Origin of the sequence: Brevundimonas sp. (genome assembly GCF_013912005.1) — a bacterium.
GTDB lineage: Bacteria > Pseudomonadota > Alphaproteobacteria > Caulobacterales > Caulobacteraceae > Brevundimonas.
The window spans coordinates 1-21,788 of sequence record NZ_JACESB010000029.1; the positions used below are offsets into that span (position 1 = coordinate 1).

At 72.8% G+C, this 21,788-nt stretch carries 26 protein-coding genes; 22 read left to right on the plus strand and 4 right to left on the minus strand.

Annotation, left to right across the window (positions count from 1 at the left end):
• Positions 1 to 178 precede the first annotated feature (178 nt).
• Genes H2038_RS13700 through H2038_RS13750 form a run of 11 tightly spaced genes read left to right on the plus strand, consistent with a single transcriptional unit; the run spans position 179 to position 7,712 of the window.
• A complete protein-coding gene (locus H2038_RS13700; protein WP_292114339.1) occupies positions 179 to 466 on the plus strand; it encodes an STAS domain-containing protein in 288 nt (95 codons plus the stop codon).
• A complete protein-coding gene (locus H2038_RS13705; RefSeq protein ID WP_292114341.1) occupies positions 463 to 831 on the plus strand; it encodes a response regulator in 369 nt (122 codons plus the stop codon). Before H2038_RS13700 ends, H2038_RS13705 begins: the two co-directional genes overlap by 4 nt.
• Before the next feature lie 17 nt (positions 832 to 848).
• The gene (locus tag H2038_RS13710; RefSeq protein ID WP_292114343.1) at positions 849 to 2,999 is read left to right on the plus strand and encodes a chemotaxis protein CheA; all 2,151 of its coding nucleotides are present in this window, start codon (positions 849 to 851) and stop codon (positions 2,997 to 2,999) included.
• A gap of 1 nt (position 3,000) precedes the next feature.
• On the plus strand, positions 3,001 to 3,462 hold the full coding sequence (locus tag H2038_RS13715; protein WP_292114345.1) for a chemotaxis protein CheW: 462 nt from the start codon (positions 3,001 to 3,003) through the stop codon (positions 3,460 to 3,462).
• Positions 3,459 to 4,331 (plus strand): protein-glutamate O-methyltransferase CheR, encoded by an 873-nt coding sequence (locus H2038_RS13720; protein WP_292114347.1) that lies wholly within the window; start codon positions 3,459 to 3,461, stop codon positions 4,329 to 4,331. Before H2038_RS13715 ends, H2038_RS13720 begins: the two co-directional genes overlap by 4 nt.
• Positions 4,328 to 5,383, plus strand: a complete 1,056-nt coding sequence (locus tag H2038_RS13725; RefSeq protein ID WP_292114349.1) for a chemotaxis response regulator protein-glutamate methylesterase — start codon at positions 4,328 to 4,330, stop codon at positions 5,381 to 5,383. The genes H2038_RS13720 and H2038_RS13725 overlap by 4 nt, the downstream gene beginning before the upstream one ends.
• A gap of 12 nt (positions 5,384 to 5,395) precedes the next feature.
• Entirely contained in the window at positions 5,396 to 5,785 is a 390-nt protein-coding gene (locus H2038_RS13730; protein ID WP_292114350.1) for a response regulator, read from the plus strand.
• Entirely contained in the window at positions 5,782 to 6,333 is a 552-nt protein-coding gene (locus tag H2038_RS13735; RefSeq protein WP_292114351.1) for a chemotaxis protein CheD, read from the plus strand. The genes H2038_RS13730 and H2038_RS13735 overlap by 4 nt, the downstream gene beginning before the upstream one ends.
• Positions 6,333 to 6,659: a hypothetical protein gene (locus H2038_RS13740; RefSeq protein WP_292114352.1), complete on the plus strand. Its 327-nt coding sequence runs from the start codon at positions 6,333 to 6,335 to the stop codon at positions 6,657 to 6,659. The genes H2038_RS13735 and H2038_RS13740 overlap by 1 nt, the downstream gene beginning before the upstream one ends.
• Positions 6,660 to 6,663: 4 nt before the next feature.
• Positions 6,664 to 7,260: a response regulator gene (locus tag H2038_RS13745; RefSeq protein ID WP_292114354.1), complete on the plus strand. Its 597-nt coding sequence runs from the start codon at positions 6,664 to 6,666 to the stop codon at positions 7,258 to 7,260.
• On the plus strand, positions 7,257 to 7,712 hold the full coding sequence (locus H2038_RS13750) for a chemotaxis protein CheE (protein ID WP_292114356.1): 456 nt from the start codon (positions 7,257 to 7,259) through the stop codon (positions 7,710 to 7,712). The genes H2038_RS13745 and H2038_RS13750 overlap by 4 nt, the downstream gene beginning before the upstream one ends.
• Before the next feature lie 7 nt (positions 7,713 to 7,719).
• Here the strand turns inward: H2038_RS13750 and H2038_RS13755 are convergent, their stop codons facing one another.
• The 4 genes from H2038_RS13755 to H2038_RS13770 are packed head-to-tail and all read right to left on the minus strand — an operon-like array spanning position 7,720 to position 10,231.
• On the minus strand, positions 7,720 to 8,118 hold the full coding sequence (locus tag H2038_RS13755) for a DUF2177 family protein (RefSeq protein ID WP_292114358.1): 399 nt from the start codon (positions 8,116 to 8,118) through the stop codon (positions 7,720 to 7,722).
• 47 nt (positions 8,119 to 8,165) lie between these two features.
• The gene (locus tag H2038_RS13760) at positions 8,166 to 8,951 is read right to left on the minus strand and encodes a DUF1295 domain-containing protein (protein ID WP_292114360.1); all 786 of its coding nucleotides are present in this window, start codon (positions 8,949 to 8,951) and stop codon (positions 8,166 to 8,168) included.
• 39 nt (positions 8,952 to 8,990) lie between these two features.
• Positions 8,991 to 9,632, minus strand: coding sequence for a ChrR family anti-sigma-E factor (locus tag H2038_RS13765; RefSeq protein WP_292114362.1), 642 nt, complete (start codon positions 9,630 to 9,632; stop codon positions 8,991 to 8,993).
• On the minus strand, positions 9,629 to 10,231 hold the full coding sequence (locus H2038_RS13770; protein ID WP_292114364.1) for a sigma-70 family RNA polymerase sigma factor: 603 nt from the start codon (positions 10,229 to 10,231) through the stop codon (positions 9,629 to 9,631). The genes H2038_RS13765 and H2038_RS13770 overlap by 4 nt, the downstream gene beginning before the upstream one ends.
• 92 nt (positions 10,232 to 10,323) lie before the next feature.
• Here H2038_RS13770 and H2038_RS13775 point away from each other — a divergent pair, with 92 nt between their 5' ends.
• The 11 genes from H2038_RS13775 to ccoS all read left to right on the plus strand — a co-directional run bounded on the left by H2038_RS13775 (position 10,324) and on the right by ccoS (position 21,756).
• On the plus strand, positions 10,324 to 11,670 hold the full coding sequence (locus H2038_RS13775) for an FAD-dependent oxidoreductase (RefSeq protein ID WP_292114367.1): 1,347 nt from the start codon (positions 10,324 to 10,326) through the stop codon (positions 11,668 to 11,670).
• A complete protein-coding gene (locus H2038_RS13780; protein ID WP_292114368.1) occupies positions 11,667 to 12,470 on the plus strand; it encodes a DUF1365 family protein in 804 nt (267 codons plus the stop codon). Before H2038_RS13775 ends, H2038_RS13780 begins: the two co-directional genes overlap by 4 nt.
• Complete coding sequence (locus H2038_RS13785; protein ID WP_292114371.1) at positions 12,460 to 13,902, plus strand: deoxyribodipyrimidine photo-lyase; 1,443 nt, start codon at positions 12,460 to 12,462, stop codon at positions 13,900 to 13,902. Before H2038_RS13780 ends, H2038_RS13785 begins: the two co-directional genes overlap by 11 nt.
• Before the next feature lie 135 nt (positions 13,903 to 14,037).
• Positions 14,038 to 15,693, plus strand: a complete 1,656-nt coding sequence (ccoN, locus tag H2038_RS13790) for a cytochrome-c oxidase, cbb3-type subunit I (RefSeq protein ID WP_292114374.1) — start codon at positions 14,038 to 14,040, stop codon at positions 15,691 to 15,693.
• Between the two features lie 4 nt (positions 15,694 to 15,697).
• On the plus strand, positions 15,698 to 16,435 hold the full coding sequence (gene ccoO, locus H2038_RS13795) for a cytochrome-c oxidase, cbb3-type subunit II (protein WP_292114377.1): 738 nt from the start codon (positions 15,698 to 15,700) through the stop codon (positions 16,433 to 16,435).
• Positions 16,432 to 16,605: a cbb3-type cytochrome c oxidase subunit 3 gene (locus H2038_RS13800; RefSeq protein ID WP_292114380.1), complete on the plus strand. Its 174-nt coding sequence runs from the start codon at positions 16,432 to 16,434 to the stop codon at positions 16,603 to 16,605. Before ccoO ends, H2038_RS13800 begins: the two co-directional genes overlap by 4 nt.
• Entirely contained in the window at positions 16,598 to 17,494 is an 897-nt protein-coding gene (gene ccoP, locus H2038_RS13805) for a cytochrome-c oxidase, cbb3-type subunit III (RefSeq protein ID WP_292114383.1), read from the plus strand. The genes H2038_RS13800 and ccoP overlap by 8 nt, the downstream gene beginning before the upstream one ends.
• Entirely contained in the window at positions 17,491 to 18,984 is a 1,494-nt protein-coding gene (gene ccoG, locus H2038_RS13810) for a cytochrome c oxidase accessory protein CcoG (protein ID WP_292114386.1), read from the plus strand. The genes ccoP and ccoG overlap by 4 nt, the downstream gene beginning before the upstream one ends.
• Entirely contained in the window at positions 18,981 to 19,445 is a 465-nt protein-coding gene (locus H2038_RS13815; protein ID WP_292114389.1) for a FixH family protein, read from the plus strand. The genes ccoG and H2038_RS13815 overlap by 4 nt, the downstream gene beginning before the upstream one ends.
• Positions 19,446 to 19,471: 26 nt before the next feature.
• The gene (locus tag H2038_RS13820; protein WP_292114412.1) at positions 19,472 to 21,607 is read left to right on the plus strand and encodes a heavy metal translocating P-type ATPase; all 2,136 of its coding nucleotides are present in this window, start codon (positions 19,472 to 19,474) and stop codon (positions 21,605 to 21,607) included.
• Entirely contained in the window at positions 21,604 to 21,756 is a 153-nt protein-coding gene (gene ccoS, locus H2038_RS13825; protein WP_292114392.1) for a cbb3-type cytochrome oxidase assembly protein CcoS, read from the plus strand. Before H2038_RS13820 ends, ccoS begins: the two co-directional genes overlap by 4 nt.
• Positions 21,757 to 21,788: the final 32 nt, after the last annotated feature.

Sequence of the window (21,788 nt, forward strand, 5' to 3'; positions counted from 1 at the left end):
CCTCGGTGTCGCGCTTCCGCATCGGCGAGGAGGCCGCGGCGGTTCGCGCGGCCCCCGCGGCCCCGGCCCGCAGCGAGCGCACCGCGCGGACGATGGCGGCGCTGAAGACCGTCGGGCGCGGCGGCGCGGCCCTGAAGCCGCAGCCGACGGCGGTCGAGGACGGCTGGGAGGAGTTCTGATGACCGACGCGGTCGCGCTTGCGCCGGTGCTGGACCTGAGAGCCGCCACGGCGCTGAAGGCGGAGCTGCTGCAGCGCCGGGGCCAGCCGCTGACGCTCGACGCCGGGGCGGTGGAGCGGATCGGCGGCCTGGGGCTGCAGGTCCTGCTCTCCGCCCGCCGGACCTGGGAAGCGGACGGCCAGACGCTGGATCTGTCCCCGGTCTCCGACGCCTTCGACGAGCAGTGGCGCGCGTTCGGCGCCGTCCCCTTCGCCCCCGCGGCCGCGGCCGCAGGAGATGCAGCATGAGCAAGACGATCCTCACCGTCGACGATTCGCGCACCATGCGCAGCATGCTGTTGCTGGCGCTCGAGGGCGCCGGCTACCGGGTCATCCAGGCCGAGGACGGCGTCCACGGGCTGGAGGTGCTCGCCGAGAGCGGCGGGGCGGACGTGGTGATCACCGACATCAACATGCCGCGCATGGACGGCTTCGGCTTCATCGAGAACGTCCGGGCGAACCCGGCCTGGGACGGCACGCCGGTGCTGGTGCTGACGACCGAGAGCGACGCGGAAAAGAAGGCCCGCGCACGCCAGGCCGGCGCCACGGGCTGGATCGTGAAGCCCTTCGACCCGGCCAAGCTGGTGGACGCCGTCCGCCGGGTCGCCGCCTGAGCCGACGGAACCGACCCATGGACACGATGGAGGAAATCCGGGCCACCTTCTTCCAGGAGTGCGAGGAGCTGCTGGCGGAGCTGGAGGCGAAGCTGCTGCTGCTCGAGGCCGGCGCCGACGACGGGGAGACGATCAACGCGGTGTTCCGCGCCGTCCACTCGGTCAAAGGCGGCGCCGGCGCCTTCGGCCTCGACGCCCTGGTCCGCTTCGCGCACGTGCTGGAGACCCTGCTCGACGAGCTGCGCGCCGGCCGCAAGCCCTGCGACGAGCCGACGGTGCGCACCCTGCTGCGGGCGGCCGACGTGCTGGCCGACCATGTGGCGGCCGCCCGGGGCGACGGCCCCGAGGTGGACGAGGGCCGCTCGGCCGCCCTCGTCGCCGAACTGGAGACGCTGACCCACGGGGAAGGCGGGGCGCCCGCGGACCTCGCGGAGGCGGAGGAGGACGACTTCGGCTTCCAGCCGGTGGCCCTCGAGATCCCCTCGCTGGAGGAGGCGCCCGCGGCGGCGGGGGGCGCCTGGCGCATCGTGCTGCGGCCGCATGGGCGGATGTACGCCAACGCCAACGAAACGGCCCTGCTGCTGCGCGAACTGGGGCGTCTGGGGCCGATCTCCGTGGAGCTCGACGACAGCGGGCTGCCGCCGCTCGACGCGCTCGACCCGGCTGAAAACCACCTGACATGGATCATCCGGCTCGAGGCGCCGGTCGCCGAGGCGGCGGTGCGCGAGGTGTTCGACTTCGTCGAGGGCGACTGCGACCTCAGCGTCGAACCCGCCGACGGCCCCGCCGCGCCGCTCCCGCCGCCCCCGCCGACGGACGATCTGGACATCGCCGCCCTGCTGGCCGCGGCGCAGGCCGGTCCCGAGCCGGCGCCGGAGCCGGCTCCCGCGCCCGCCCCGGCGGCCCCCGCCACGGACGCGGCCGCGACGCAAGCCGCCCTGACGGCGACGCCCCCGGCGGCGGCCGCGCCGGCCACCATCCGCGTCGACCTCGAGCGTGTCGACCGCCTGATCAACGTGGTGGGGGAGCTGGTCATCCAGCAGGCCATGCTGGCCCAGCGGGTCACCGAGAGCGGCCTTGCGCGCTCCTCGGGCATTTCGGTGGGGCTGGAGGATCTCGAGCTGCTCACGCGGGAGATCCAGGACAGCGTGATGGCCATCCGCGCCCAGCCGGTGAAGTCGGTGTTCCAGCGCATGCCGCGGCTGGTCCGCGAGGTCGCCGAGCAGACCGGCAAGCGGGTGCGGCTGGTCACCGAGGGGGAGGCCACCGAGGTCGACAAGACGGTGGTCGAGCGCCTCGCCGAACCCATCACCCACATGCTGCGCAACGCTATCGACCACGGTCTGGAGACGCCGGAGGCGCGGATCGCCGCCGGCAAGTCCCCTGAAGGCGTCGTGCGGCTGGCCGCCCTGCACCGCTCCGGCCGGATCGTGATCGAGATCAGCGACGACGGCTGCGGCATCAACCGGGAACGGGTGCGCGGCATCGCCGTGGCCAAGGGCCTGATCCCCGAGGACGCGGCGCTCACCGAGGACGAGATCGACAACCTCATCTTCCTGCCCGGCTTCTCGACGGCCGAGACGGTCTCCGACATCTCGGGCCGGGGCGTGGGGATGGACGTGGTCCGCCGCTCGATCCAGTCGCTGGGCGGGCGGATCTCGATCAGCTCCACCCCCGGCCGGGGCTCGACCTTCACCCTCAGCCTGCCGCTCACCCTGGCGGTGCTGGACGGCATGGTGGTCGGGGCCGCGGAGCAGACCCTGGTCGCGCCCCTGTCGACCATCGTCGAGAGTCTGACCCCGAAGGCGGGGGACCTGCACTACGTCGGCGGCCGGGATGCGGTGATCCGCTTCCGGGAGGCCTTCGTGCCGGTGGTCGACGTGGCGCAGACCATGGGCTTCCGGGACACGCCGGTTCCGGCCGGGCAGGGAGTCGCGGTGGTGGTCGAGACCGAGTCCGGCGCCCGCGCGGCCCTGATGGTCGACGCCATCCACGGCCAGCGCCAGGTGGTGATCAAGAGCCTGGAGAGCAACTTCCGCCAGGTGGAGGGGGTCGCCGCCGCCACCATCCTCGGCGACGGCCGCGTCGCCCTGATCCTCGATGTCGACGCCCTCGTCGCCAACGCCCGGCGCCGCCCTGCGCCGGCCGAACTCAAGCTCGCGAGCTGACATGACCGAAGCCCTGACCAACGCCGCCGCCCGCGAACTGATCGCCTTCCGCATCGGCGAACAGGAGTTCTGCGTCGACATCATGTCGGTGCGGGAGATCCGCGGCTGGACCCCGGCGACGCCGCTGCCGCGCACGCCGAGCTATCTGAAGGGGGTGATCAACCTGCGCGGGGCGGTCCTGCCGATCGTCGACCTCGGCGCCCGGTTCGGCCTGCGCACCGCCGAGCCGACGGCCCGGCACGTGATCATGGTCGCCCACATCGCCGGCCGGCTGGTCGGTCTGCTGGTCGATGCGGTGTCCGACATCATCCAGCTGGACGAAGGGGCGGTGCAGCCGACCCCGGACGTGGCGAGCGAGGAGGTGCGCGCCTTCGTCAAGGGCATCTTCGCCGTCGACGGCCGGCTGATCAGCCTGATCGACCCGTCGCTGATCCTGCCGGCGATGGAGGCGGAGGCCGCATGACCGCCGCCGCCGGGACGACCTCCGTGGTCGAGGGCGAGTTCGTCCTCACGGACGAGGACTTCCGTCACATCGCCCAGGTGCTGCACAGCCACGCCGGCATCGCGTTGGGGGAAGGCAAGGCGGCGCTCGTCTACTCGCGGCTGGCCCGGCGTCTGCGCGCCCTGGGGCTGCGCAGTTTCCGCGAATACTGCGCGCTGATCGACGGTGTGGACGGCGTGGACGAGCGGCAGGCGATGACGGCCGCCCTGACCACCAATGTGACCCGCTTCTACCGCGAGCCGCACCACTTCGAGGACCTCCTGCGGACGGTCATGCCACGGCTGGCCCAGACGGCGCGGGCGGGCGGACGGGTGCGCCTGTGGTCGGCCGCCTGTTCGAACGGACAGGAGCCTTACTCCATGGCGCTGACGGTGCTCGGCGCCCTGCCGGAGGCGGCCGAGCTCGACGTCCGCATCCTCGCCACCGATATCGACCCGAACATGGTCGCCGAGGGCGCCGCGGGCGCCTATACCGAGGAGATCCTTTCGGTGGCGCCGGAGACCGTGTGGCGCCGGCATTTCGACCGGGTTCCCGGCGGGCGCGGCGACCTCTGGCGGGCGGGCCCGACGCTGCGCCGGCTCGTCGCCTTCCGCGAACTCAACCTGATCGGCGACTGGCCGATGAAGGGGCGCTTCGACGTCATCTTCTGCCGCAACGTGGCGATCTACTTCGACGACGCCACCCAGGAGCGGATGTGGAGCCGCTTCGTGCCGCTGATGAACCCCGGGGCGACGCTCTACATCGGCCACTCCGAGCGGGTGAGCGGCCCGGCGGCCGCCCGGCTGCGCCCCGACGGGCTGACCACCTACCGCCTGGGAGGCGCGGCATGACCGATCCGGTGAAGGTTCTGGTCGTCGACGACAGCGCGACCATGCGCGGGCTGATCAGCGCCGCCCTGCGCCGCGACCCCGGCATCGAGGTGGTGGGCGCGGCCGCCGATCCGCTGGAGGCGCGCGAGGCGATCAAGCGGCTGAATCCCGACGTCATCACGCTCGACGTCGAGATGCCCAACATGAACGGGCTGGAATTCCTCGAGAAGATCATGCGTCTGCGGCCGATGCCGGTGGTCATGGTCTCGACCCTGACCCAGGCCGGGGCGGACGTGACCGTGGCGGCCCTTGAGATCGGCGCCGTGGACGCCGTCGGCAAGCCGACGGATGGCGCTCCGGCCGCGGCGGCCTTCGCCGAGCTGCCGGCCAAGGTGAAGGCGGCGGCCGGGTCCCGGGTCCGGGCGCGCGGGGACGCCCCGGCTGTCGCGCCGCGCACGGCCGAGGACTATCGCCCGGATCCCGACCACATCCTCGCCGTCGGCGCCTCGACCGGCGGCGTGGAGGCCCTGCTCACGATTCTGGCGGGTTTTCCGGAGAACTGCCCGGCCACCGTGGTCACCCAGCACATGCCCGCGACCTTCACACGCAGCTTCGCGGCGCGGCTGGACAAGATCTGCGCGCCGCGCATCACCGAGGCCGAGGATGGCGCGCCGCTCCAGCCCGGCCACATCTACATCGCTCCGGGCGGCGAGGCCCATCTGGAGGTCGCGGGCGTCACGCCGCGCTGTCGCCTCGTTCGCAGCGATCCGGTCAACGGCCACCGGCCGTCCGTCGACGTGTTGTTCGAGTCCGTGGCCCGGGCCCGGCGGCCGATGACCGGCGTGATCCTGACCGGCATGGGTCGTGACGGCGCGCGCGGCCTGCTGGCCATGCGGCAGGCCGGCGCGCGGACCCTGGGTCAGGACGAGGCTTCCAGCGTCGTCTACGGCATGCCGCGCGCGGCCTTCGAGCTGGGCGCCGTCGAGCGCCAGCTGCCGCTCCACCGCCTCCATCCCGCCATTCTCGACCTGTGCGCGGCCGCGCCGACCGCCGCCGCCCCCCCGATCGTCTGAGGACCGAACCGCATGCCCGCCGCCGCCTCCCTCCACGTCCTGATCGTCGACGACCAGCTCACCATCCGGTCGCTGGTCCGGAACAGCCTGCAACAACTGGGCGTGCGCGAGATCCGCGAGGCGGCTGACGGGGAGGCCGGGCTGCGCGAGGTGGTCAGCAAGCCGGTCCACCTGGTCATCTCCGACTTCAACATGCCGAACCTCGACGGCCTCGGCCTGCTGCGGGCCATTCGCGCCCACCCGCCGATCAAGAGCACGGCCTTCATCATGCTGACCGGGCGCGCGGACCGGGAGCTGGTGCAGCGGGCGGTGCAGTTCGGCGTCAACAACTATCTCGTCAAACCTTTCACCGTCGCCCAGCTCAAGGAGAAGCTGGAGGCGGTCTTCGGGCCGCTCACATGAGCGGCGCGGCGACCTCGTCCGAAGCGGAGCTCCGGCTGCATGTGGGGCAGGGGGAGCATCGCGTCAGCGCCGACCCGAGCGTGGTGCTGACCACCATTCTCGGCAGCTGCGTCGCCGCCTGCATCTGCGATCCCGTGGCCCGGGTGGGCGGGATGAACCACTTCCTGCTGCCGGAGGGCGCCGGGCGGGGCACGGACGCCGGCCGTCGCTACGGCGCCTATGCGATGGAGCTCCTGATCAACGAGGTGCTCAAGGCGGGCGGCCGGCGCGAGCGGCTCGAGGCCAAGCTGTTCGGCGGCGGCCGGATGTTCGACAGCCTGATGGATGTCGGACGCGCCAACGCCGACTTCGCCGAGCGCTTCCTGGCGGACGAGGGCGTCCGCATCGTCGGCGGCAGTCTGCGCGGCTCCGGATCGCGGCGGATCCACTACTGGCCGACGACCGGGCGGGCGCTGCAACGGGCCGTGAGCGGCCAGGCCGGAGCGCCGCCGGCGCCGCCGCCGCCGCCGGCCCCGCTGCCGGCTTCCGGCGTGCTGGAGCTGTTCTGATGGCCTCGCCGACCCTGCTGGCCGCCCTCGCGCGGGAGATCGACGCCACCGCCGCCCCGCTGTCGGACGTGCACGACCTGCTGGGCGAGCTGGTCGAAGGGCTGCCGGTGGAGGCCCGGAGCGAGGCGCTGGTCCGGGCCCAGGCGCTGGACCTCGCCGTGCAGCGGATCGAGGCGCTGGCGGCGGTCCTCGCCGGGCTTGGCCGCGGCGAGGCGGAGCCGGCGCTGCTCGCCGGCGTCGGCCTCGGCGCGCTGGCGTCGGCGCTGGCCGGGGCGCCCGCCGGGAAGGACGACCCCGAGACCGGCGACCTCGAGCTGTTCGGGTGATCCCATGTCCGCGCCGCCGCCCGCCCGCATCAATCTCCAGCATTCGAGCGTGCTGCTCGTCGACGACAATCCCCGGTCGCTGGACCTGCTCAGCTCCATCTTCCACGGCTTCGGGATCAAGGAGCAGATCAAGTGCGAGAGCGCGGTGGCGGCGGTGGAGCTCCTGCGCCGGCGGATGGTGGACCTGATCCTCGTCGACTGCTCGATGCCGGAGATGGACGGCTACGACCTGACCCGCTGGCTGCGCCGCGAGGCGCCGCCGCCGCTGCGCTACACCCCGGTGATCATGCTGACCGGACACGCCGCCCGCTCGTCGGTGCACAAGAGCCGCGACTGCGGGGCCAGCTTCGTGGTCGCCAAGCCGCTGACGCCTGCGGTGCTGCTGAAGCGCATCCTGTGGCTGGGCGGCGACGAGCGGCCGTTCGTGGAGTCGGCGGACTACGTCGGCCCCGACCGCCGGGTGCGAAACTACGGTCCGCCGCCGGGCCAGCCGGGACGGCGCGAGGGCGACCTGTCGGCCCACGTCGGCGCGGCCAGCGAGCCCAACCTCGATCAGGCGGACATCGACATGCTGCTGAAACCCCAGCGGGTGAGCCTGTGAGCGGCGCGCGCCTGGTGAAGGTGCAGAGCCCCCTGTCGCGGCAGCTGGCGCGGCCGGGCGGGCGGAGCCTGGCGGAGGCCGAACGCCTCGCCGACACGGCCCTGCAGGAGCACCGCCAGACCACCTTCGCGGAGCTGGGGGACCTGGTCGGACGTCTCGAGGCCCTGTGCGTGCAGCCGGAGCCGCGCGACGAGGCGCAGGCCTACGCCCTCGCCGCCGGGCTGGTGGACCTGGCCGGCTTCTTCGACACGGGGCCCTTCTACGAGGCGGCGTACAGCCTGTGCGACCTCGCCGACCGCAGCCGGGCGGCCGGGCGCTGGAGCTGGGAGGCCGTCGGCGTGCACGTCGGGGCGCTCCGACTGCTGCACAGCGGCGGACTGCAGCCGGCCGGGCCGGGCTCGGCGGACCTCGTCGCCGGCCTTCGCCGGGTGGTCGGCACGGTGCTGGACTGAGCGGGGATCAGCCCACCCGGCTGGCCAGCCAGTAACCGCCCCAGGCCGAGGCCGCCGTCAGGACGGTGCCCCAGGCGACGTCGACCAGGGTCAGGTGCAGCGGCCAGCCGCGCAGGGTCGCCTGGTTGGTCAGGTCGTAGGTGGCGTAGGCCACGAAGCCCAGCGCCGCCCCCATGGCCAGGGCGCGCAGGGCCGAACCCTCGCGCAGGGCCGGCGTCACGGCGAGGAAGACGATGCCGAGGACATAGATGATGTAGAAGGCGATGGCCGCGCGCATGTCGGGGCGGGGGGCCAGCAGCTCGCCGATGGCCGGGCGGTAGAGGCGCGGGCCCATCAGCGTCAGCCACAGGGCGTCGAGCGCCCCCATGACGACGCCGGAGCCGAGCAGGGCGACGAGGGTTCGCATGGTGGAAGTCCTTTCGTGAGCTCAGGATCGCCGCGGCGCGGCGCGGGTCAGGGACGTTTCGGCGGGAGGGGGAAGAAGCGGGACACCCGGGCCTGGTAGTCGCGGAAGGCGCGGGGGCGGGAGCGCAGCATCTGCGCCTCCAGCATCGGCACGCCGCTGACATGGTTCAGCAGCCACCACATCAGGATCGGGGCGGCGAGGGTGAGCCAGCTGGCGGGGACGGCCGGCGACAGGGCCATCACCGGCCAGCTCAGCCAGACCAGCCATTCGAAGAAATAGTTCGGGTGGCGAGACCAGGCCCAGAGACCGGAGTCCATGACCCTGCCGTGGGCGCCGGGCTGCCGGCGGAAGGCGGCGAGTTGCCGGTCGGCCAGCCATTCGCCGCCGACCGCGAGCAGCACCACCAGCGCTGCGAGGCCGTCGCGTCCGTCCAGCTGGGCGACCGGCCGCACCGCCGCGGCCCGGATCGAGACCGCGAGGACGAGGATCACGGCCGCCTGGATCATCAGGAAGCGCCACGCCGCCCAGCCCCAGCCGCCCCATTCGGCCATCAGGCGTTCGTAGCGGGGATCGGGCCGCTGCGCCGCAGCGGTGCGGGCGGCCAGATGCCCGCCCAGGCGCAGCGCCCAGCCCCCGACGAGGGCGGCCACGAGCAGCTGTCGCGCCGGCGCCGCGTCCGCCGCGGGCCACAGCGCGGCAAGGGCGCCGACGAGGCCGACCGCGAAGCTCCACACCACGTCGGTCCAGCCGCCGTCGCCGCGGCGTCGCACGACCCACCAGGCGAGGGTCATCAGGGCGGCGGCGGCGGCGGCCAGGGCGGGATAGAGGATCATGCCGCCTCCTACGCACGGGGGCGGGCGGCGGATGCCCGGCTAGAGCCGGACGAACGGCTGCATCAACCGCCCCAGCCAGCCGTCGAGCAGGATCTGCCCGTCGAGGGCGGCGACGCACAGGCAGGGCTCGTCCGAGACCACGCGCGGCTGGTGCAGGGTCTCGTGATCCGCCTCCTCGAGGTCGCCGACGTCGAAGCGCTCCGTCTCGGTGGCGTAGGCCCCGGACAGAACGCAGGTCAGCTCGACCCCGCCGTGGGTGTGGCGCGGGGTGGCGCGCCCGGGCTGGATCTCCAGCAGGATGACGCGGCAGTCGCCGTGGCGGGGGCCGATGACGTCGCGGATGCGGACGCCCGGACCCACGCGGCGCCACGGGCCGAGCGGATAGCGACGCAGCGGTTCGGGCAGCTCGCTCATCTCGTTCAGCGGGGGCGGCGGACCGGCCTCGCCGGCGTCGACCTCGGCGCGCGCCAGCGCCCTCGCGAGGGCGTCGCTCGCCAGCGGCGCCGGCTCCAGCGTCTCCAGCAGCTCGCCGCCGACCGCCTGCAGGCGGCGCGCGAAGGCCGCCGCCTCGGGGCGCCAGGCGAGGTGGGCGGCGACCACGACGGACTCGGGTTCGTTGAGCGTCCCGGCGGCGTAGGCCAGCAGGCGCTCGTCGGAAACGGTGTGGGCGGCGGCGGTCATCGCGGACTCCCCGTGGCCTCGAGGGCGGTGCGCAGCTTGATCATGGCCTTTCGGATGCGTGACTTGACGGTGCCCAGCGGCAGGTCGAGCGTGGCGGCGATCTCCGTGTGAGCCTGCCCCTGGAAGAAGGCGAGGCGGAGCGCTTCGGACTGTTCGGGCGGCAGTTGCAGCATGGCCTTCCGCAGGCGGGCGGCTTCCTGGGCCTCCGACAACGCGTCATCGGGCCGCTCGGGTTCCTCCGGCTGGAGCTCGATCTCCGGCAGCAGGGCCGCGCGCCCCTCCCGGCGCAGGGCGTCGAGCCGCCGGTTGCGCGCGATGGTGAAGATCCAGGTGGCGGCGCTGGCGCGGGCGGGATTGAACAGGTCCGCCTTGCGCCACACCGTGAGCATGGCGTCCTGGGCGAAGTCCTCGGCCGCGCCGGCCGGGGCGCCCGCCTTCATCAGATAGGCCTTCAGGCGCGGCGCGAAGTGCTCGAAGAGGCGGGCGAAGGCCTCGCGATCGCGCGTGGCCGCGACCGCGCAGATGAGGCGGTCATAGTCGTTCCCCGGCCGGGTCACCGGGGGCTGTTCCAGCAGGTTTTCCGCGACATCGCCACGCATGGTTCCTCATACGACGGTCCGGCGCAAACGGATGCCGTCATCCGCACGACGAACTGCAGCGTATCAGGGCCGGAACTCACTCCGGAGCCTGCATGTCTGACCAGAACCTCGCGCCGGGGGCCGACCGGCGACTTCGCATCGCCGTGATCGGCTCCGGAATTTCGTCCCTGTCCTGCGCCTGGCTGCTGTCGGAGCGGCACGAGGTGGTGGTGTACGAACGCGACGAGCGGATGGGCGGCCATTCCCATACGGTCGAGGTCCGGGCGCCGGGCGAGCCGGCCGTGGCCGTCGACATGGGCTTCATCGTCTTCAACGACGCCACCTATCCGAACCTCGTGGCCCTCCTCGACCACCTCGGCGTCGGCAGCCGGTCGACGGAGATGTCGTTCGCCGTGTCACTGGAGGAGGGCGGTTTCGAATACGCGGCGCCGGCCCTGTTCGCCCAGCGCCGCAACGCCTTCCGGCCACGGTTCTGGTCGATGCTGGCCGAGATCCTGCGCTTCTACCGCGACGCCCCCCGGCAGCTGGCCGCGCTGGAAGGGTCCGACCTCACCCTCGGGGAGTTCCTCGACCGCAGCGGGTTCAGCAAGGCGCTGCGCGACGACCACCTGCTGCCGATGGCGGCGGCGATCTGGTCGTCCCCGGCCCGGACGCTGCTCGACTATCCGGCCGCCTCCTTCCTGCGCTTCTGCCGCAACCACGGTCTGCTGCGGCTGACCGGCCGGCCGCAGTGGCGGACGGTGGAGGGGGGCAGCCGGAGCTATGTGCGGCGGCTGGCCGAACGGCTGGGGGAGGGGGTGCGGCTGGCGCGCCAGGCGGTCCGGATCCGCCGCCTGCCCGCGGGCGTCGAGGTGCGCGACTCCCACGGGACGGCCGAGGTGTTCGACCATGTGGTGATCGGGACGCACGCCGACCAGGCGCTGGCGCTGCTGGAGCAGCCGACGCCGGACGAGCAGGCCCTGCTGGGCGCCTTCCGGTACAGCCGCAACCTTGCCGTGCTGCACTCCGACGTCGGCCTGATGCCGCGCCGGCGGCGGGCCTGGGCGTCGTGGAACTACCTCGGCGTCGGCGACGGCCTGTGCGTCAGCTACTGGATGAACCGGCTGCAGGGGCTGCCCGGGCGGGACCTGTTCGTGACCCTCAATCCGCCGCGGCCGCCGCGCGCCGAGACCCTGCTGCGGTCGGAGATCTTCGAGCACCCGATCTTCGACGCCGCCGCCGTGCGGGCGCAGGAGTCGCTGTGGAGCCTGCAGGGACAGGGCGGCGTCTGGTACTGCGGCGCCTGGTTCGGCGCCGGCTTCCACGAGGACGGGCTGCAGGCGGGCCTCGCCGTCGCCGAGGCGCTGGGCGGGGTGCGCCGGCCATGGACCGTCGCGAACGAGAGCGGCCGCATCCATCTCGGGCCCGCTCGGAAGGGCGCGCTGGAAGCGGCGGCGTGACCGCGGCCTCCGCCCTCTACCAGGGTCGGGTGACGCACCGGCGGCTGCGGCCGCGGGCGCACCGGCTCGCCTACCGGGTGTTCTGGCTGCTGCTGGACCTGGACGAGATCGACGGCCTCGACCGGCGGCTCCGGCTGTTCTCGCGCAACCGGTTCAACCTGCTGTCGTTCCACGACCGGGACCACGGCGACGGCTCCGGCGCGGCGCTGCGCCCGGGGATCGAAAGCTGGCTGGCCCGGGTGGGCGTGGAGCTCGACGGAGGGCCGATCCGGCTGCTGACCATGCCGCGCGTGCTGGGCTATGTGTTCAATCCGATCAGCGTCTACTACTGCCATCGCCCGGACGGCCGGCTGGCGGCCCTGGTCTATGAGGTCACCAGCACATTCGGCCGCCGTCACGCCTATGTGGCGCCGGTGTCGCCTCCGGCTGCGGCCGACGGCACGTTCCGGCAGCAGGCGGCGAAGGCGTTGTATGTCTCGCCCTTCATGGGGATGGAGATGGACTACCGCTTTCGCGGGGGGACGCCGGGCGAGACGCTGGGGCTGGCCATCGACGCGCTGGACGCGGACGGCGTGCTGCTCAGCGCCGGCCTGAAGGCGCACCGTAGGCCGCTCGGCGACCGCGCGATCCTGGCGGCATGCCTGACCACGCCGCTGCTGACGCTGAAGGTGGTCGCCGCCATCCACTGGGAGGCGCTGCGCCTGTGGCTGAAGGGGGTGCGGCTGACCCGCCAGCCGCCGCCGGCGGCGACGGCGGTCAGCCTGCAGGCCGGACCGCGGGAGAGCCGCCTTGGCCGCTGACGCCGCCGCGCCGGCCATCGTCTGGTTCCGCGAGGACCTGCGGCTGGCCGACAATCCGGCGCTGAACGCCGCCCTGGCCGAGGGGCGGGCGGTCGTCCCGGCGTACATCCTTGAAACGCCGGCGGCGGGCCGCGCCCCCGGCGGCGCGTCGCGCTGGTGGCTGGACCGGTCGCTGCGCGCGCTCGACCGCTCGCTCCGGGAGCGGGGCGGCCGCCTGGTGCTGCGGCGGGGCGAGCCCGGCGAGGAACTGCGCCGGCTGGCCGACGAGACCGGCGCCCGGAAGGTGTTCCTGAACCGGCGCTTCGACCCCGAGGGCTTCCGGCGCGACGCCGGGGTCGCGGCGGAACTGGAGGGGCGGGGCATCGCCTGTCGCGGCTTCAACGCCGCCCTGCTGCGCCGGCCCGGCGAGGTGCTGACGGGCTCCGGCGAGCCCTACCGGGTCTTCACCCCCTTCCTGCGCACCCTGCTGCAGACCACGGCCGACCGGCCCCTGACGGCGCCGCCGACGGCCCTTCCGCCGGTCCCGGACGTGGCGGGCGACGACATCGAGGCCTGGGGGCTCCGTCCGGTCGCGCCCGACTGGTCGACGGGCTTCGACTGGACGCCGGGGGAGGCGGGCGCCGCCGCGGCGCTGGAGGCCTTCCTCGACGGCCCCGTCGACGCCTACGGGACCGACCGCGACCTCCCGGCCCGGGCCGGGACCTCGCGGCTGTCGCCCCACCTGCACTTCGGCGAGATCAGCCCGTGGCGCGTCGTGCAGGCGACCCGCAACGCGGCGGCGCGGCGTCCCTCCGCCGGCGCCGGGGGCGAGAAGTTCATCGCCGAGATCGGCTGGCGCGAGTTCTCGGCCCACCTGCTGCACCACTTCCCGCACATGCCCGACACGGCGCTGCGCCCCGCCTATGACGCGATGCGGTGGCGGACCGCCCCGGACGAGCTGCGCGCCTGGCAGGCCGGGCGCACCGGCTATCCATTCGTCGACGCGGGCATGCGCCAGCTCTGGACCACCGGCTGGATGCACAACCGGGTGCGGATGATCGTCGCCTCCTTCCTCGTGAAGCACCTGCTGATCGACTGGCGGGCGGGCGAGGCCTGGTTCCACGACACCCTGGTGGACGCGGACGCGGCCAGCAACGCCCAGAACTGGCAGTGGGTCGCCGGATCGGGGGCCGATGCGGCGCCCTTCTTCCGCATCTTCAACCCGGTCACCCAGGGCGAGCGCTTCGATCCGCAGGGGGCGTACGTGCGGCGCTGGGTTCCGGAGCTGGCCCGGCTGCCCGACCGCTGGATCCATCAGCCGTGGGCCGCGCCGGCCGCTGTGCGGGCGGAGGCGGGCGTGCGCTTCGGCCGCACCTATCCGGAGCCGATCGTGGACCTCGCGGCCGGCCGGGCGCGGGCGCTGGCGGCGTTCAAGAGCCTGCCGGACGGCTGAATCCGGGCCGCGGGCGCGCCCGGGCCTGCGGCGCCGCTACGGGACCCTCCGGAGGCGGCTTTGCGCTGGCGCAAAGCGGCGCCACGGGCGCCGGTGCACTGAGAACCCCTACTGACTCGTGTGGGGGCGGCCGACATGGCGATACAACCCGGAGCCAGGGGGACGTCGCCCGACGTCGCCTGGCTGTTTCTCTCGGTGGGGCTTCTGACCCTGCTGGCCCTGCTGGGGACCGGCATGACGGATGACCCCGCCTTCCGGTTTCACGGATACATTCTGATGGCGGCGGGCGTGCTCGCCCTGTCGACCCTGACGCTGGGCGTGGCCAACGGCCATTTCCGCTCGGACCCGTCGAAGTACGCGGACGGAGTGGTCCGCGCCGGCGTGATCGCCACCACCTTCTGGGGCATCGTCGGCATGACCGTCGGCGTCCTGGCGGCGGCCCAGCTGGCCTGGCCCAACCTGTTCTACTTCCCTGAGCACGGCTGGCTGAACTTCGGCCGGATCCGCCCCCTGCACACCTCGGGGGTGATCTTCGCGTTCGGGGGCAACGCCCTGATCGCCACCTCCTTCTGGGTCGTCCAGCGCACCTGCAAGGCGCGGCTGTTCGGCGGAATCCTGCCGTGGTTCGTGTTCTGGGGCTACCAGCTGTTCATCGTGCTGGCGGCCACCGGCTACGTCGCCGGCATCACCCAGTCGCGCGAGTATGCCGAGCCCGAGTGGTACGTCGACCTGTGGCTGACCATCGTCTGGGTCGCCTACCTGCTGGTCTTCCTCGGCACGATCTGGAAGCGCAAGGAACCCCACATCTACGTGGCGAACTGGTTCTACCTGGCCTTCATCGTCACCGTCGCCATCCTGCACATCGTCAACAACCTGGCGATGCCGGTGGGACTGCTGGAGGCGCGCAGCTATTCGGCCTTCTCCGGCGTCCAGGACGCCCTGACCCAGTGGTGGTACGGCCACAACGCGGTCGGCTTCTTCCTGACCGCCGGCTTCCTCGGCATGATGTACTACTTCGTGCCGAAGCGGGTCGAGCGGCCGGTCTATTCCTACCGCCTGTCGATCGTCCACTTCTGGTCGCTGATCTTCATCTACATCTGGGCCGGGCCGCACCACCTGCACTACACGGCGCTGCCGCAGTGGGCGCAGACGCTGGGCATGACCTTCTCGATCATGCTGTGGATGCCGTCCTGGGGCGGCATGATCAACGGCCTGATGACCCTCTCGGGCGCGTGGGACAAGCTGCGCACCGACCCGGTCGTCCGGATGATGGTGGTGGCCGTCGCCTTCTACGGCATGTCGACCTTCGAGGGCCCGCTGATGTCCATCCGGACCGTCAACGCCCTGTCGCACTACACCGACTGGACCGTCGGGCACGTGCACTCCGGCGCCCTGGGCTGGGTCGGCTTCATCAGCTTCGGCGCCCTGTACTGCCTGGTGCCCTGGCTGTGGAAGAAGGACCGGCTGTACTCCAACGCCCTGGTCGAGTGGCACTTCTGGATCTCGACTACCGGCATCGTGCTCTACATCACCGCGATGTGGGTCTCCGGGATCATGGAAGGCCTGATGTGGCGCGAGTACACGCCGGACGGCTTCCTGGCGAACAGCTTCATCGAGACGGTCTCGGCCAAGCACATCCAGAACGTCATCCGGGTGCTCGGCGGCGCGATGTTCCTCGTCGGCACGTCGATCATGGCCTGGAACCTCTGGATGACCGCCCGGATGCCCGGGTCGAGCACCGCCGCCGCATCGTCCTCGACGATCGAACCCCAACCCCTGCCCGCGGAATAGGCCCATGTGGAAGCGACACGCGAAGTTTGAACGCCACTCGCTCTGGCTGGTCATCGGCATCGTCATCACGGTGTCGATCGGGGGCCTGATCGAGATCGCCCCCCTGTTCTGGGTGGAGAGCACCATCGAGGAGGTGGAGGGCGTGCGTCCCTACACCCCGCTCGAGCAGGCCGGCCGCGACATCTACATCTCCGAGGGCTGCTACAGCTGCCACTCGCAGATGGTCCGGCCGCTGCGGGACGAGGTGGAGCGCTACGGCCACTACAGCCTGGCCGCCGAGAGCATGTACGACCACCCCTTCCAGTGGGGATCGAAGCGCACCGGGCCGGACCTGGCCCGGGTCGGCGGCAAGTACTCGAACGACTGGCACGTCGAGCACCTGAAGAACCCGCGCGCGGTGGTGCCCGAGTCCAACATGCCCCCCTACCGCTTCCTCGCGTCGCAGGACCTGGACACCCACGCCACGCGTGAGCGTCTGCGGGCCCTGCTGGCGGTCGGCGTCCCCTACACCGCCGAGCAGATCGAGAACGCCGAGGCGGACCTGAGGGCGCAGGTGGATCCCTACGCCAGCGAGACCTCGGACCTGCGCCGGCGCTACGGCCCGAACGTGGTCCAGGGCGACTTCGACGGCGACCCGACCCGGCTGACCAAGCTGGATGCGCTGATCGCCTACCTGCAGGTGCTGGGCACCATGGTCGATTTCCGCACCTACGAGGCGGAAGATCCGGAGAACCTGCGATGAGCGGCCTGGACTATGAAACCGTAGCCCGTTTCGCCCAGCAGGGCGGCACCATCTACTTCGGGCTGATTTTCCTCGCCGGGGTCGTCTGGGCGCTGCTGCCGGGCCGCCGCGAAGCCTACCGCCACCTTTCCCGCCTGCCCCTCGAGAACGACGAGGCCGAAGATGTCTGAGCCGCACCGCGACGAACATTCCGGGGTCGAGACCACCGGTCACGAGTGGGACGGCATCCGTGAGCTGGACAATCCGCTGCCGCGTTGGTGGCTGTGGGTGTTCTACGCCACGATCGCCTTCTCCATCGTCTACTGGGTGCTGATGCCGGCCTGGCCCGGGATCAGCGGCTACACCCGCGGCGTGCTCGGACACTCCGACCGCGCCAACGTCGCCGCCGACCTGCGCGACCTGCAGGCGCTGCGCGGCGAACGGGAGGCGCAGCTGCTCAACGCCTCGCTCGAGCAGATCGAGCGGGATCCGGACCTGCAGGCCCACGCCCTCGCCGTCGGCCAGTCGGTGTTCGGAGACAACTGCGCCAGCTGCCACGGCGTCGGCGGCGCCGGGGCCCGGGGCTATCCCAACCTGCGCGACGACGTCTGGCTGTGGGGCGGTTCGCTCGAGGAGATCGAGCACACCATCCGCGTCGGCGTCCGCGCCGCCCATCCCGAGACGCGCACCTCGATGATGCCCGCCTTCGGCCGCGACGGCATGCTGAACGGCCGCCAGGTCGCGGACCTGACCGAGTACGTCGTGAGCCTGTCCGGCCGCCGGGCCGATCCGGCCGCGGTCGCGCGGGCGCAGCAGCTGTACGCCGACAACTGCGCCGCCTGTCACGGGCCGACCGGGACCGGCTCCGTCGAGCTGGGCGCGCCGAACCTGACCGACCGGGAGTGGCTGTACGGATCCGACCGCGCGTCGATCTCCGGCCAGATCCACAACGGCCGCAACGGGGTGATGCCGACCTGGGAGAACCGCTTCTCGCCCGGCGTGATCAAGGCGCTGGCCGTCTACATCCACGCCAACGCCGGCGGCGGCGCCGACGAGGGGAGCGCTCCGGCCGCGCCATGACCATCATCATCGACCGGACCCGTGAGACGCGCCCCGCCGACGGCGGCGCCGTCTCCGCCGCCGAGCGCCAGCGCTCGAAGGGCCGCGGGCCGGGGCTCTACAAGGCCCGGGTTCCGATCTACCCGAAGCTGGTCCACGGACCGTGGCGGTGGCTGAAGTGGGCCCTGCTGGTCGGGATGCTGGCGATCTACTACGTCACGCCGTGGATCCGGTGGGAGCGCCCCGGCGCCCTGCCGGACCAGGCGGTGCTGGTCGACTTCGACGGCGGCCGGTTCTACTTCTTCGCCATCCAGCTGTGGCCGCAGGAGGTGTATTTCATCACCGGTCTGCTGGTCATGGCGGCGCTGGCCCTGTTCCTGACGACCGCCCTGTTCGGCCGTCTGTGGTGCGGCTACGCCTGCCCGCAGACGGTGTGGACCGACCTGTACATCTACGTCGAGCGGATGTTCGAGGGCGACCGCAACGCGCGCATGCGGCTGGACGCCTCGCCGCTGTCGTTCAACAAGGCCTGGCGCAAGCTGGGCAAGCACGCGGTCTGGATCGGCATCGCCTTCGGCACCGGCGGGGCGTGGATCTTCTACTTCCATGACGCGCCGACCCTGATCCGCACCTTCTGGACCGGCCAGGCGCCGATCACCGCCTACGTCTCCTGCCTGCTGCTGACCGGCACGACCTACCTGTTCGCCGGCCACATGCGCGAGCAGGTCTGCACCTACATGTGCCCGTGGCCGCGCATCCAGGGGGCCATGCTGGACGACCAGTCGTTCCAGGTGACCTACCGCTACGACCGCGGCGAGCCGCGCGGGCCGCACAAGAAGTCGGAGAGCTGGGAAGGGCGCGGCGACTGCATCGACTGCCGCGCCTGCGTCGTCGCCTGTCCGATGGGCATCGACATCCGCAACGGGCCGCAGCTGGAGTGCATCAACTGCGGCCTGTGCATCGACGCCTGCGACGAGATCATGGTCAAGGTGGGCCGGCCGAAGGGGCTGATCGCCTACGACACCGACGCCGCGGTGGCGGCGCGGGCGAAGGGCGAGAAGCCGCGGCACCGCCTGGTGCGGCCGCGCACCCTGTACTACGCCTTCGCCCTGACCGTCGTTTCCGGCCTGATGCTGTGGGGCTTCCTCGGCCGCAAGGAGCTGGACGTCCACGCCCTGCGCGACCGCAATCCGGCCGCGATCCGGCTCAGCGACGGCTCCGTGCGCAACGGCTACACGCTGAAGATCGCCAACCGCAGCTTCGAGCCGGCGACGGTGGAGGTGCGCTTCACGGGCCTTGAGGGCGCGCGCCTGCGGAGCCCCGGCAAGGCCGGGGGCGAGCCGCTGCGGGTGACGGTCGAGCCCAACCGCGTCACTCCGGTGCGGGTCTTCGTCACGGTTCCGGTCGAAGGCGTCGGCGAAGGACAGCAGAACGCCGCCTTCGACGTCCGCGCGGGGGACGAGCACCAGGTGGTGCCCACCGCCTTCAGCTTCGGGGACTCCGGACGATGAACTTCACCATCAAGGGCTGGCATGTGGCCGCCGGCGTGACGGCCTTCTTCGCGATGATCATCGCCGTCGACGCCGCCTTCCTGACGCTGGCCTACCGCACCCACCCCGGGCAGGTGGCGAGCAAGCCCTACGAGGCCGGCCTGCTGTACAACGCCGAGCTGAAGCGCCAGCGGCGCCAGGCGGAGCTGGGCTGGCGCGCCGCCGCCGAGGCCCGCCCGCAGGGTCTGGCGGTGTGGCTCCGCGACCGGGACGGCCAGCCGCTGACCGGCCTCACCGTGAGCGCCGACCTGCAGCGGCCGGCGACGGAGCAGGGCCGGACCCGGCTCGACCTGAGCGAGGCGGAGCCAGGGCTGTACGTGGCGCAGCGCGCCGGCCTGTCCGGCACCTGGGATGCGGCCGTCGCCGCGCGCGACGCCGCCGGGCGGGACTTCACGGCGAGCCGGAGGCTGACGTGGCCGTGACCTGGGACGCCGCCGCGGCGCCGGACATGCGGGCCTTCGTGCGGCGGGAGGCCGACGGCCGGGCCAGCGTCGAACTCCTGGTGCGGGGCGCCCGCTGCGCCGCCTGCATCGCCAAGATCGAGAAGTCCGTCGCCGCCCTGCCGGGGGTGACCTCGGCGCGCCTCAACCTGTCGCTCGGCAAGCTGACGGTGGGGCTGGCCGACGGCCGCGCCGATCCGGCGCGCATCATCGCGGCGCTGGAGGGGCTGGGCTACGAGGCCACCCTGTTCGAGCCGGGGGCGGCCCGGAGCGAGCGCGACCGCGAGGGGCGTCGTCTGATCGTCGCCCTGGCGGTGGCCGGCTTCGGGGCCATGAACGCCATGATGTTCTCGGTGCCGCTGTGGGCCGGCCTGTTCGGCCAGGAGCTCGGCCCGGCCACGCGGACGCTGATGATGTGGCTGTCGGGCATCGTCGCCGCTCCCTGCGCCCTCTACGCCGGCATGCCCTTCTTCGAGTCGGCCTGGCGGTCGCTGCGGGTCGGGCGGGCCAACATGGACGTGCCGATCTCGATCGGCGTCATCCTGACGCTCGCGATCAGCTTCTCGGAGACCCTGCTGAACGGCCGCGACGCCTATTTCGACGCCGCCGTCTCGCTGCTGTTCCTGCTGCTGATCGGGCGGTGGCTGGATCACGTGCTGCGCGGCAAGGCGCGCAGCGCCGCGGCCGACCTGCTGGCCCTGCAGTCGCCGACCGCCACCCGCATCGACGGGGAAGGACGGGAGCGGGCCATCCCCCTGTCCGACATCCGGCCCGGCGACCGGCTGCGCATCCGGCCGGGCGAGCGGATCCCGGTGGACGGCGTGCTCGAGGACGGCGCCTCCGAGCTGGACAACAGCCCCCTGACCGGGGAGAGCGCCCCCGAGGCCGTGGCCGCCGGGGCCGCCTGCCGCGCCGGCGCGCTGAACCTGACCGGCCTGCTGACCCTGCGCGCCGCCGCCCGGCCCGAGAACTCGGCCCTGGCGGAAATCGCCCGGCTGGTCGAGGCGGGGGCGCAGTCGCGGTCGCGCTATGTGCGCCTGGCCGACAAGGCCGCCGCCCTCTACGTGCCGGTGGTGCACGCGACCGCGGCCCTTACCTTCGCCGGCGGCTGGGCCCTCGGCCTCGGTCCGCGCGAAGCGCTGATCCGCGCCGTGGCGGTGCTGATCGTCACCTGCCCCTGCGCTCTCGGCCTCGCGGTGCCGGCGGTGCAGGTCGCCGCCTCGTCGCGCCTGTTCCGACGCGGCGTGCTGGTCAAGTCCGGGGCCGCCCTGGAGCGGTTGGCGGAGGTCGAGCACGTGGTGTTCGACAAGACCGGGGTGCTGACCGAAGGCCGGCCCGAACTGCTGTCGGCCGATCCGGCGGTGGTCGCGGCCGCGGCGCCGCTGGCGCGCGCCTCGCGGCATCCGCTGGCCCGGGCCGTCGCCCGCGCCGCCGGCCCCGGTCCGACGGCCGAACAGGTGGTCGAGCACGCGGGGCAGGGGGTCGAAGGCGTCGTCGACGGCCGCCGGGCGCGCCTCGGGCGGGCGGGCTTCGTCGGCGCCGCCGCGGGGGCGGAGGGCGAGACCGAGCTCTGGTTCGCCGTCGAGGGCGGGACGCCCGAGCGGCTGCGCTTCGCGGACCGGCTGCGCGCCGACGCCGCGGCCACGATCGCCGCCCTGAAGGCCCGCGGCCTGACCGTGGAGATCCTCTCCGGGGACGTCCCCGGCGCGGTGGAGGCGGTGGCGGGGCAGGTCGGGGTCGCCGACTGGCGCGCGGGGCTGACGCCGGAACAGAAGGCCGCGGCCATCGACGCCCTGTCCGCCGACCGCAAGGTGCTGATGGTCGGCGACGGTCTGAACGACGCCGCCGCCCTTGCCCGGGCCCACGCCGCCATCGCGCCGGGCTCGGCGCTGGAGGCGAGCCAGAACGCCTCGGACATCGTGCTGTCGGGACCGGAGCTGATGACCGTGGTCGAGGCCATCGAGGTCGCCCGCTCGGCGCGGCGCGTCGCCCTCGAGAACTTCAGCTTCTCGGCGCTCTACAATCTCGTCGCGGCCCCGGCGGCCATGCTGGGCTTCGTCAATCCGTTCGTCGCCGCCCTCGCCATGTCCGGGTCCTCCCTGGTGGTCAGCCTGAACGCCTTCCGGGTCGGGAGATCGCAATGAACATCGTCTTCATCCTCGCCCCCCTGTCGCTCGCCCTCGGCGGCTGCGCCCTGGCGGCCTTCATGTGGACCCTGCGCAGCCGGCAGTACGAGGACCCCCGCGGGGCGGCCGAGCGCATCCTGATGGACGACAGCGACGAACCGGGCTGAGCCCCGGAACGGCGGCTATTCCGGAGCCGCAG

What these genes read in the sequence shown, in the direction of transcription:
- H2038_RS13700 (WP_292114339.1), top strand. Translation starts at nt 179, where the DNA reads ATGACCGACGCGGTCGCGCTTGCGCCGGTGCTGGACCTGAGAGCCGCC.
- H2038_RS13705 (WP_292114341.1), top strand. Translation starts at nt 463, where the DNA reads ATGAGCAAGACGATCCTCACCGTCGACGATTCGCGCACCATGCGCAGC.
- H2038_RS13710 (WP_292114343.1), top strand. Translation starts at nt 849, where the DNA reads ATGGACACGATGGAGGAAATCCGGGCCACCTTCTTCCAGGAGTGCGAG.
- H2038_RS13715 (WP_292114345.1), top strand. Translation starts at nt 3,001, where the DNA reads ATGACCGAAGCCCTGACCAACGCCGCCGCCCGCGAACTGATCGCCTTC.
- H2038_RS13720 (WP_292114347.1), top strand. Translation starts at nt 3,459, where the DNA reads ATGACCGCCGCCGCCGGGACGACCTCCGTGGTCGAGGGCGAGTTCGTC.
- H2038_RS13725 (WP_292114349.1), top strand. Translation starts at nt 4,328, where the DNA reads ATGACCGATCCGGTGAAGGTTCTGGTCGTCGACGACAGCGCGACCATG.
- H2038_RS13730 (WP_292114350.1), top strand. Translation starts at nt 5,396, where the DNA reads ATGCCCGCCGCCGCCTCCCTCCACGTCCTGATCGTCGACGACCAGCTC.
- H2038_RS13735 (WP_292114351.1), top strand. Translation starts at nt 5,782, where the DNA reads ATGAGCGGCGCGGCGACCTCGTCCGAAGCGGAGCTCCGGCTGCATGTG.
- H2038_RS13740 (WP_292114352.1), top strand. Translation starts at nt 6,333, where the DNA reads ATGGCCTCGCCGACCCTGCTGGCCGCCCTCGCGCGGGAGATCGACGCC.
- H2038_RS13745 (WP_292114354.1), top strand. Translation starts at nt 6,664, where the DNA reads ATGTCCGCGCCGCCGCCCGCCCGCATCAATCTCCAGCATTCGAGCGTG.
- H2038_RS13755 (WP_292114358.1), bottom strand. Translation starts at nt 8,118, where the DNA reads ATGCGAACCCTCGTCGCCCTGCTCGGCTCCGGCGTCGTCATGGGGGCG.
- H2038_RS13760 (WP_292114360.1), bottom strand. Translation starts at nt 8,951, where the DNA reads ATGATCCTCTATCCCGCCCTGGCCGCCGCCGCCGCCGCCCTGATGACC.
- H2038_RS13765 (WP_292114362.1), bottom strand. Translation starts at nt 9,632, where the DNA reads ATGACCGCCGCCGCCCACACCGTTTCCGACGAGCGCCTGCTGGCCTAC.
- H2038_RS13770 (WP_292114364.1), bottom strand. Translation starts at nt 10,231, where the DNA reads ATGCGTGGCGATGTCGCGGAAAACCTGCTGGAACAGCCCCCGGTGACC.
- H2038_RS13775 (WP_292114367.1), top strand. Translation starts at nt 10,324, where the DNA reads ATGTCTGACCAGAACCTCGCGCCGGGGGCCGACCGGCGACTTCGCATC.
- ccoN (WP_292114374.1), top strand. Translation starts at nt 14,038, where the DNA reads ATGGCGATACAACCCGGAGCCAGGGGGACGTCGCCCGACGTCGCCTGG.
- ccoO (WP_292114377.1), top strand. Translation starts at nt 15,698, where the DNA reads ATGTGGAAGCGACACGCGAAGTTTGAACGCCACTCGCTCTGGCTGGTC.
- H2038_RS13800 (WP_292114380.1), top strand. Translation starts at nt 16,432, where the DNA reads ATGAGCGGCCTGGACTATGAAACCGTAGCCCGTTTCGCCCAGCAGGGC.
- ccoP (WP_292114383.1), top strand. Translation starts at nt 16,598, where the DNA reads ATGTCTGAGCCGCACCGCGACGAACATTCCGGGGTCGAGACCACCGGT.
- ccoG (WP_292114386.1), top strand. Translation starts at nt 17,491, where the DNA reads ATGACCATCATCATCGACCGGACCCGTGAGACGCGCCCCGCCGACGGC.
- H2038_RS13815 (WP_292114389.1), top strand. Translation starts at nt 18,981, where the DNA reads ATGAACTTCACCATCAAGGGCTGGCATGTGGCCGCCGGCGTGACGGCC.
- H2038_RS13820 (WP_292114412.1), top strand. Translation starts at nt 19,472, where the DNA reads ATGCGGGCCTTCGTGCGGCGGGAGGCCGACGGCCGGGCCAGCGTCGAA.
- ccoS (WP_292114392.1), top strand. Translation starts at nt 21,604, where the DNA reads ATGAACATCGTCTTCATCCTCGCCCCCCTGTCGCTCGCCCTCGGCGGC.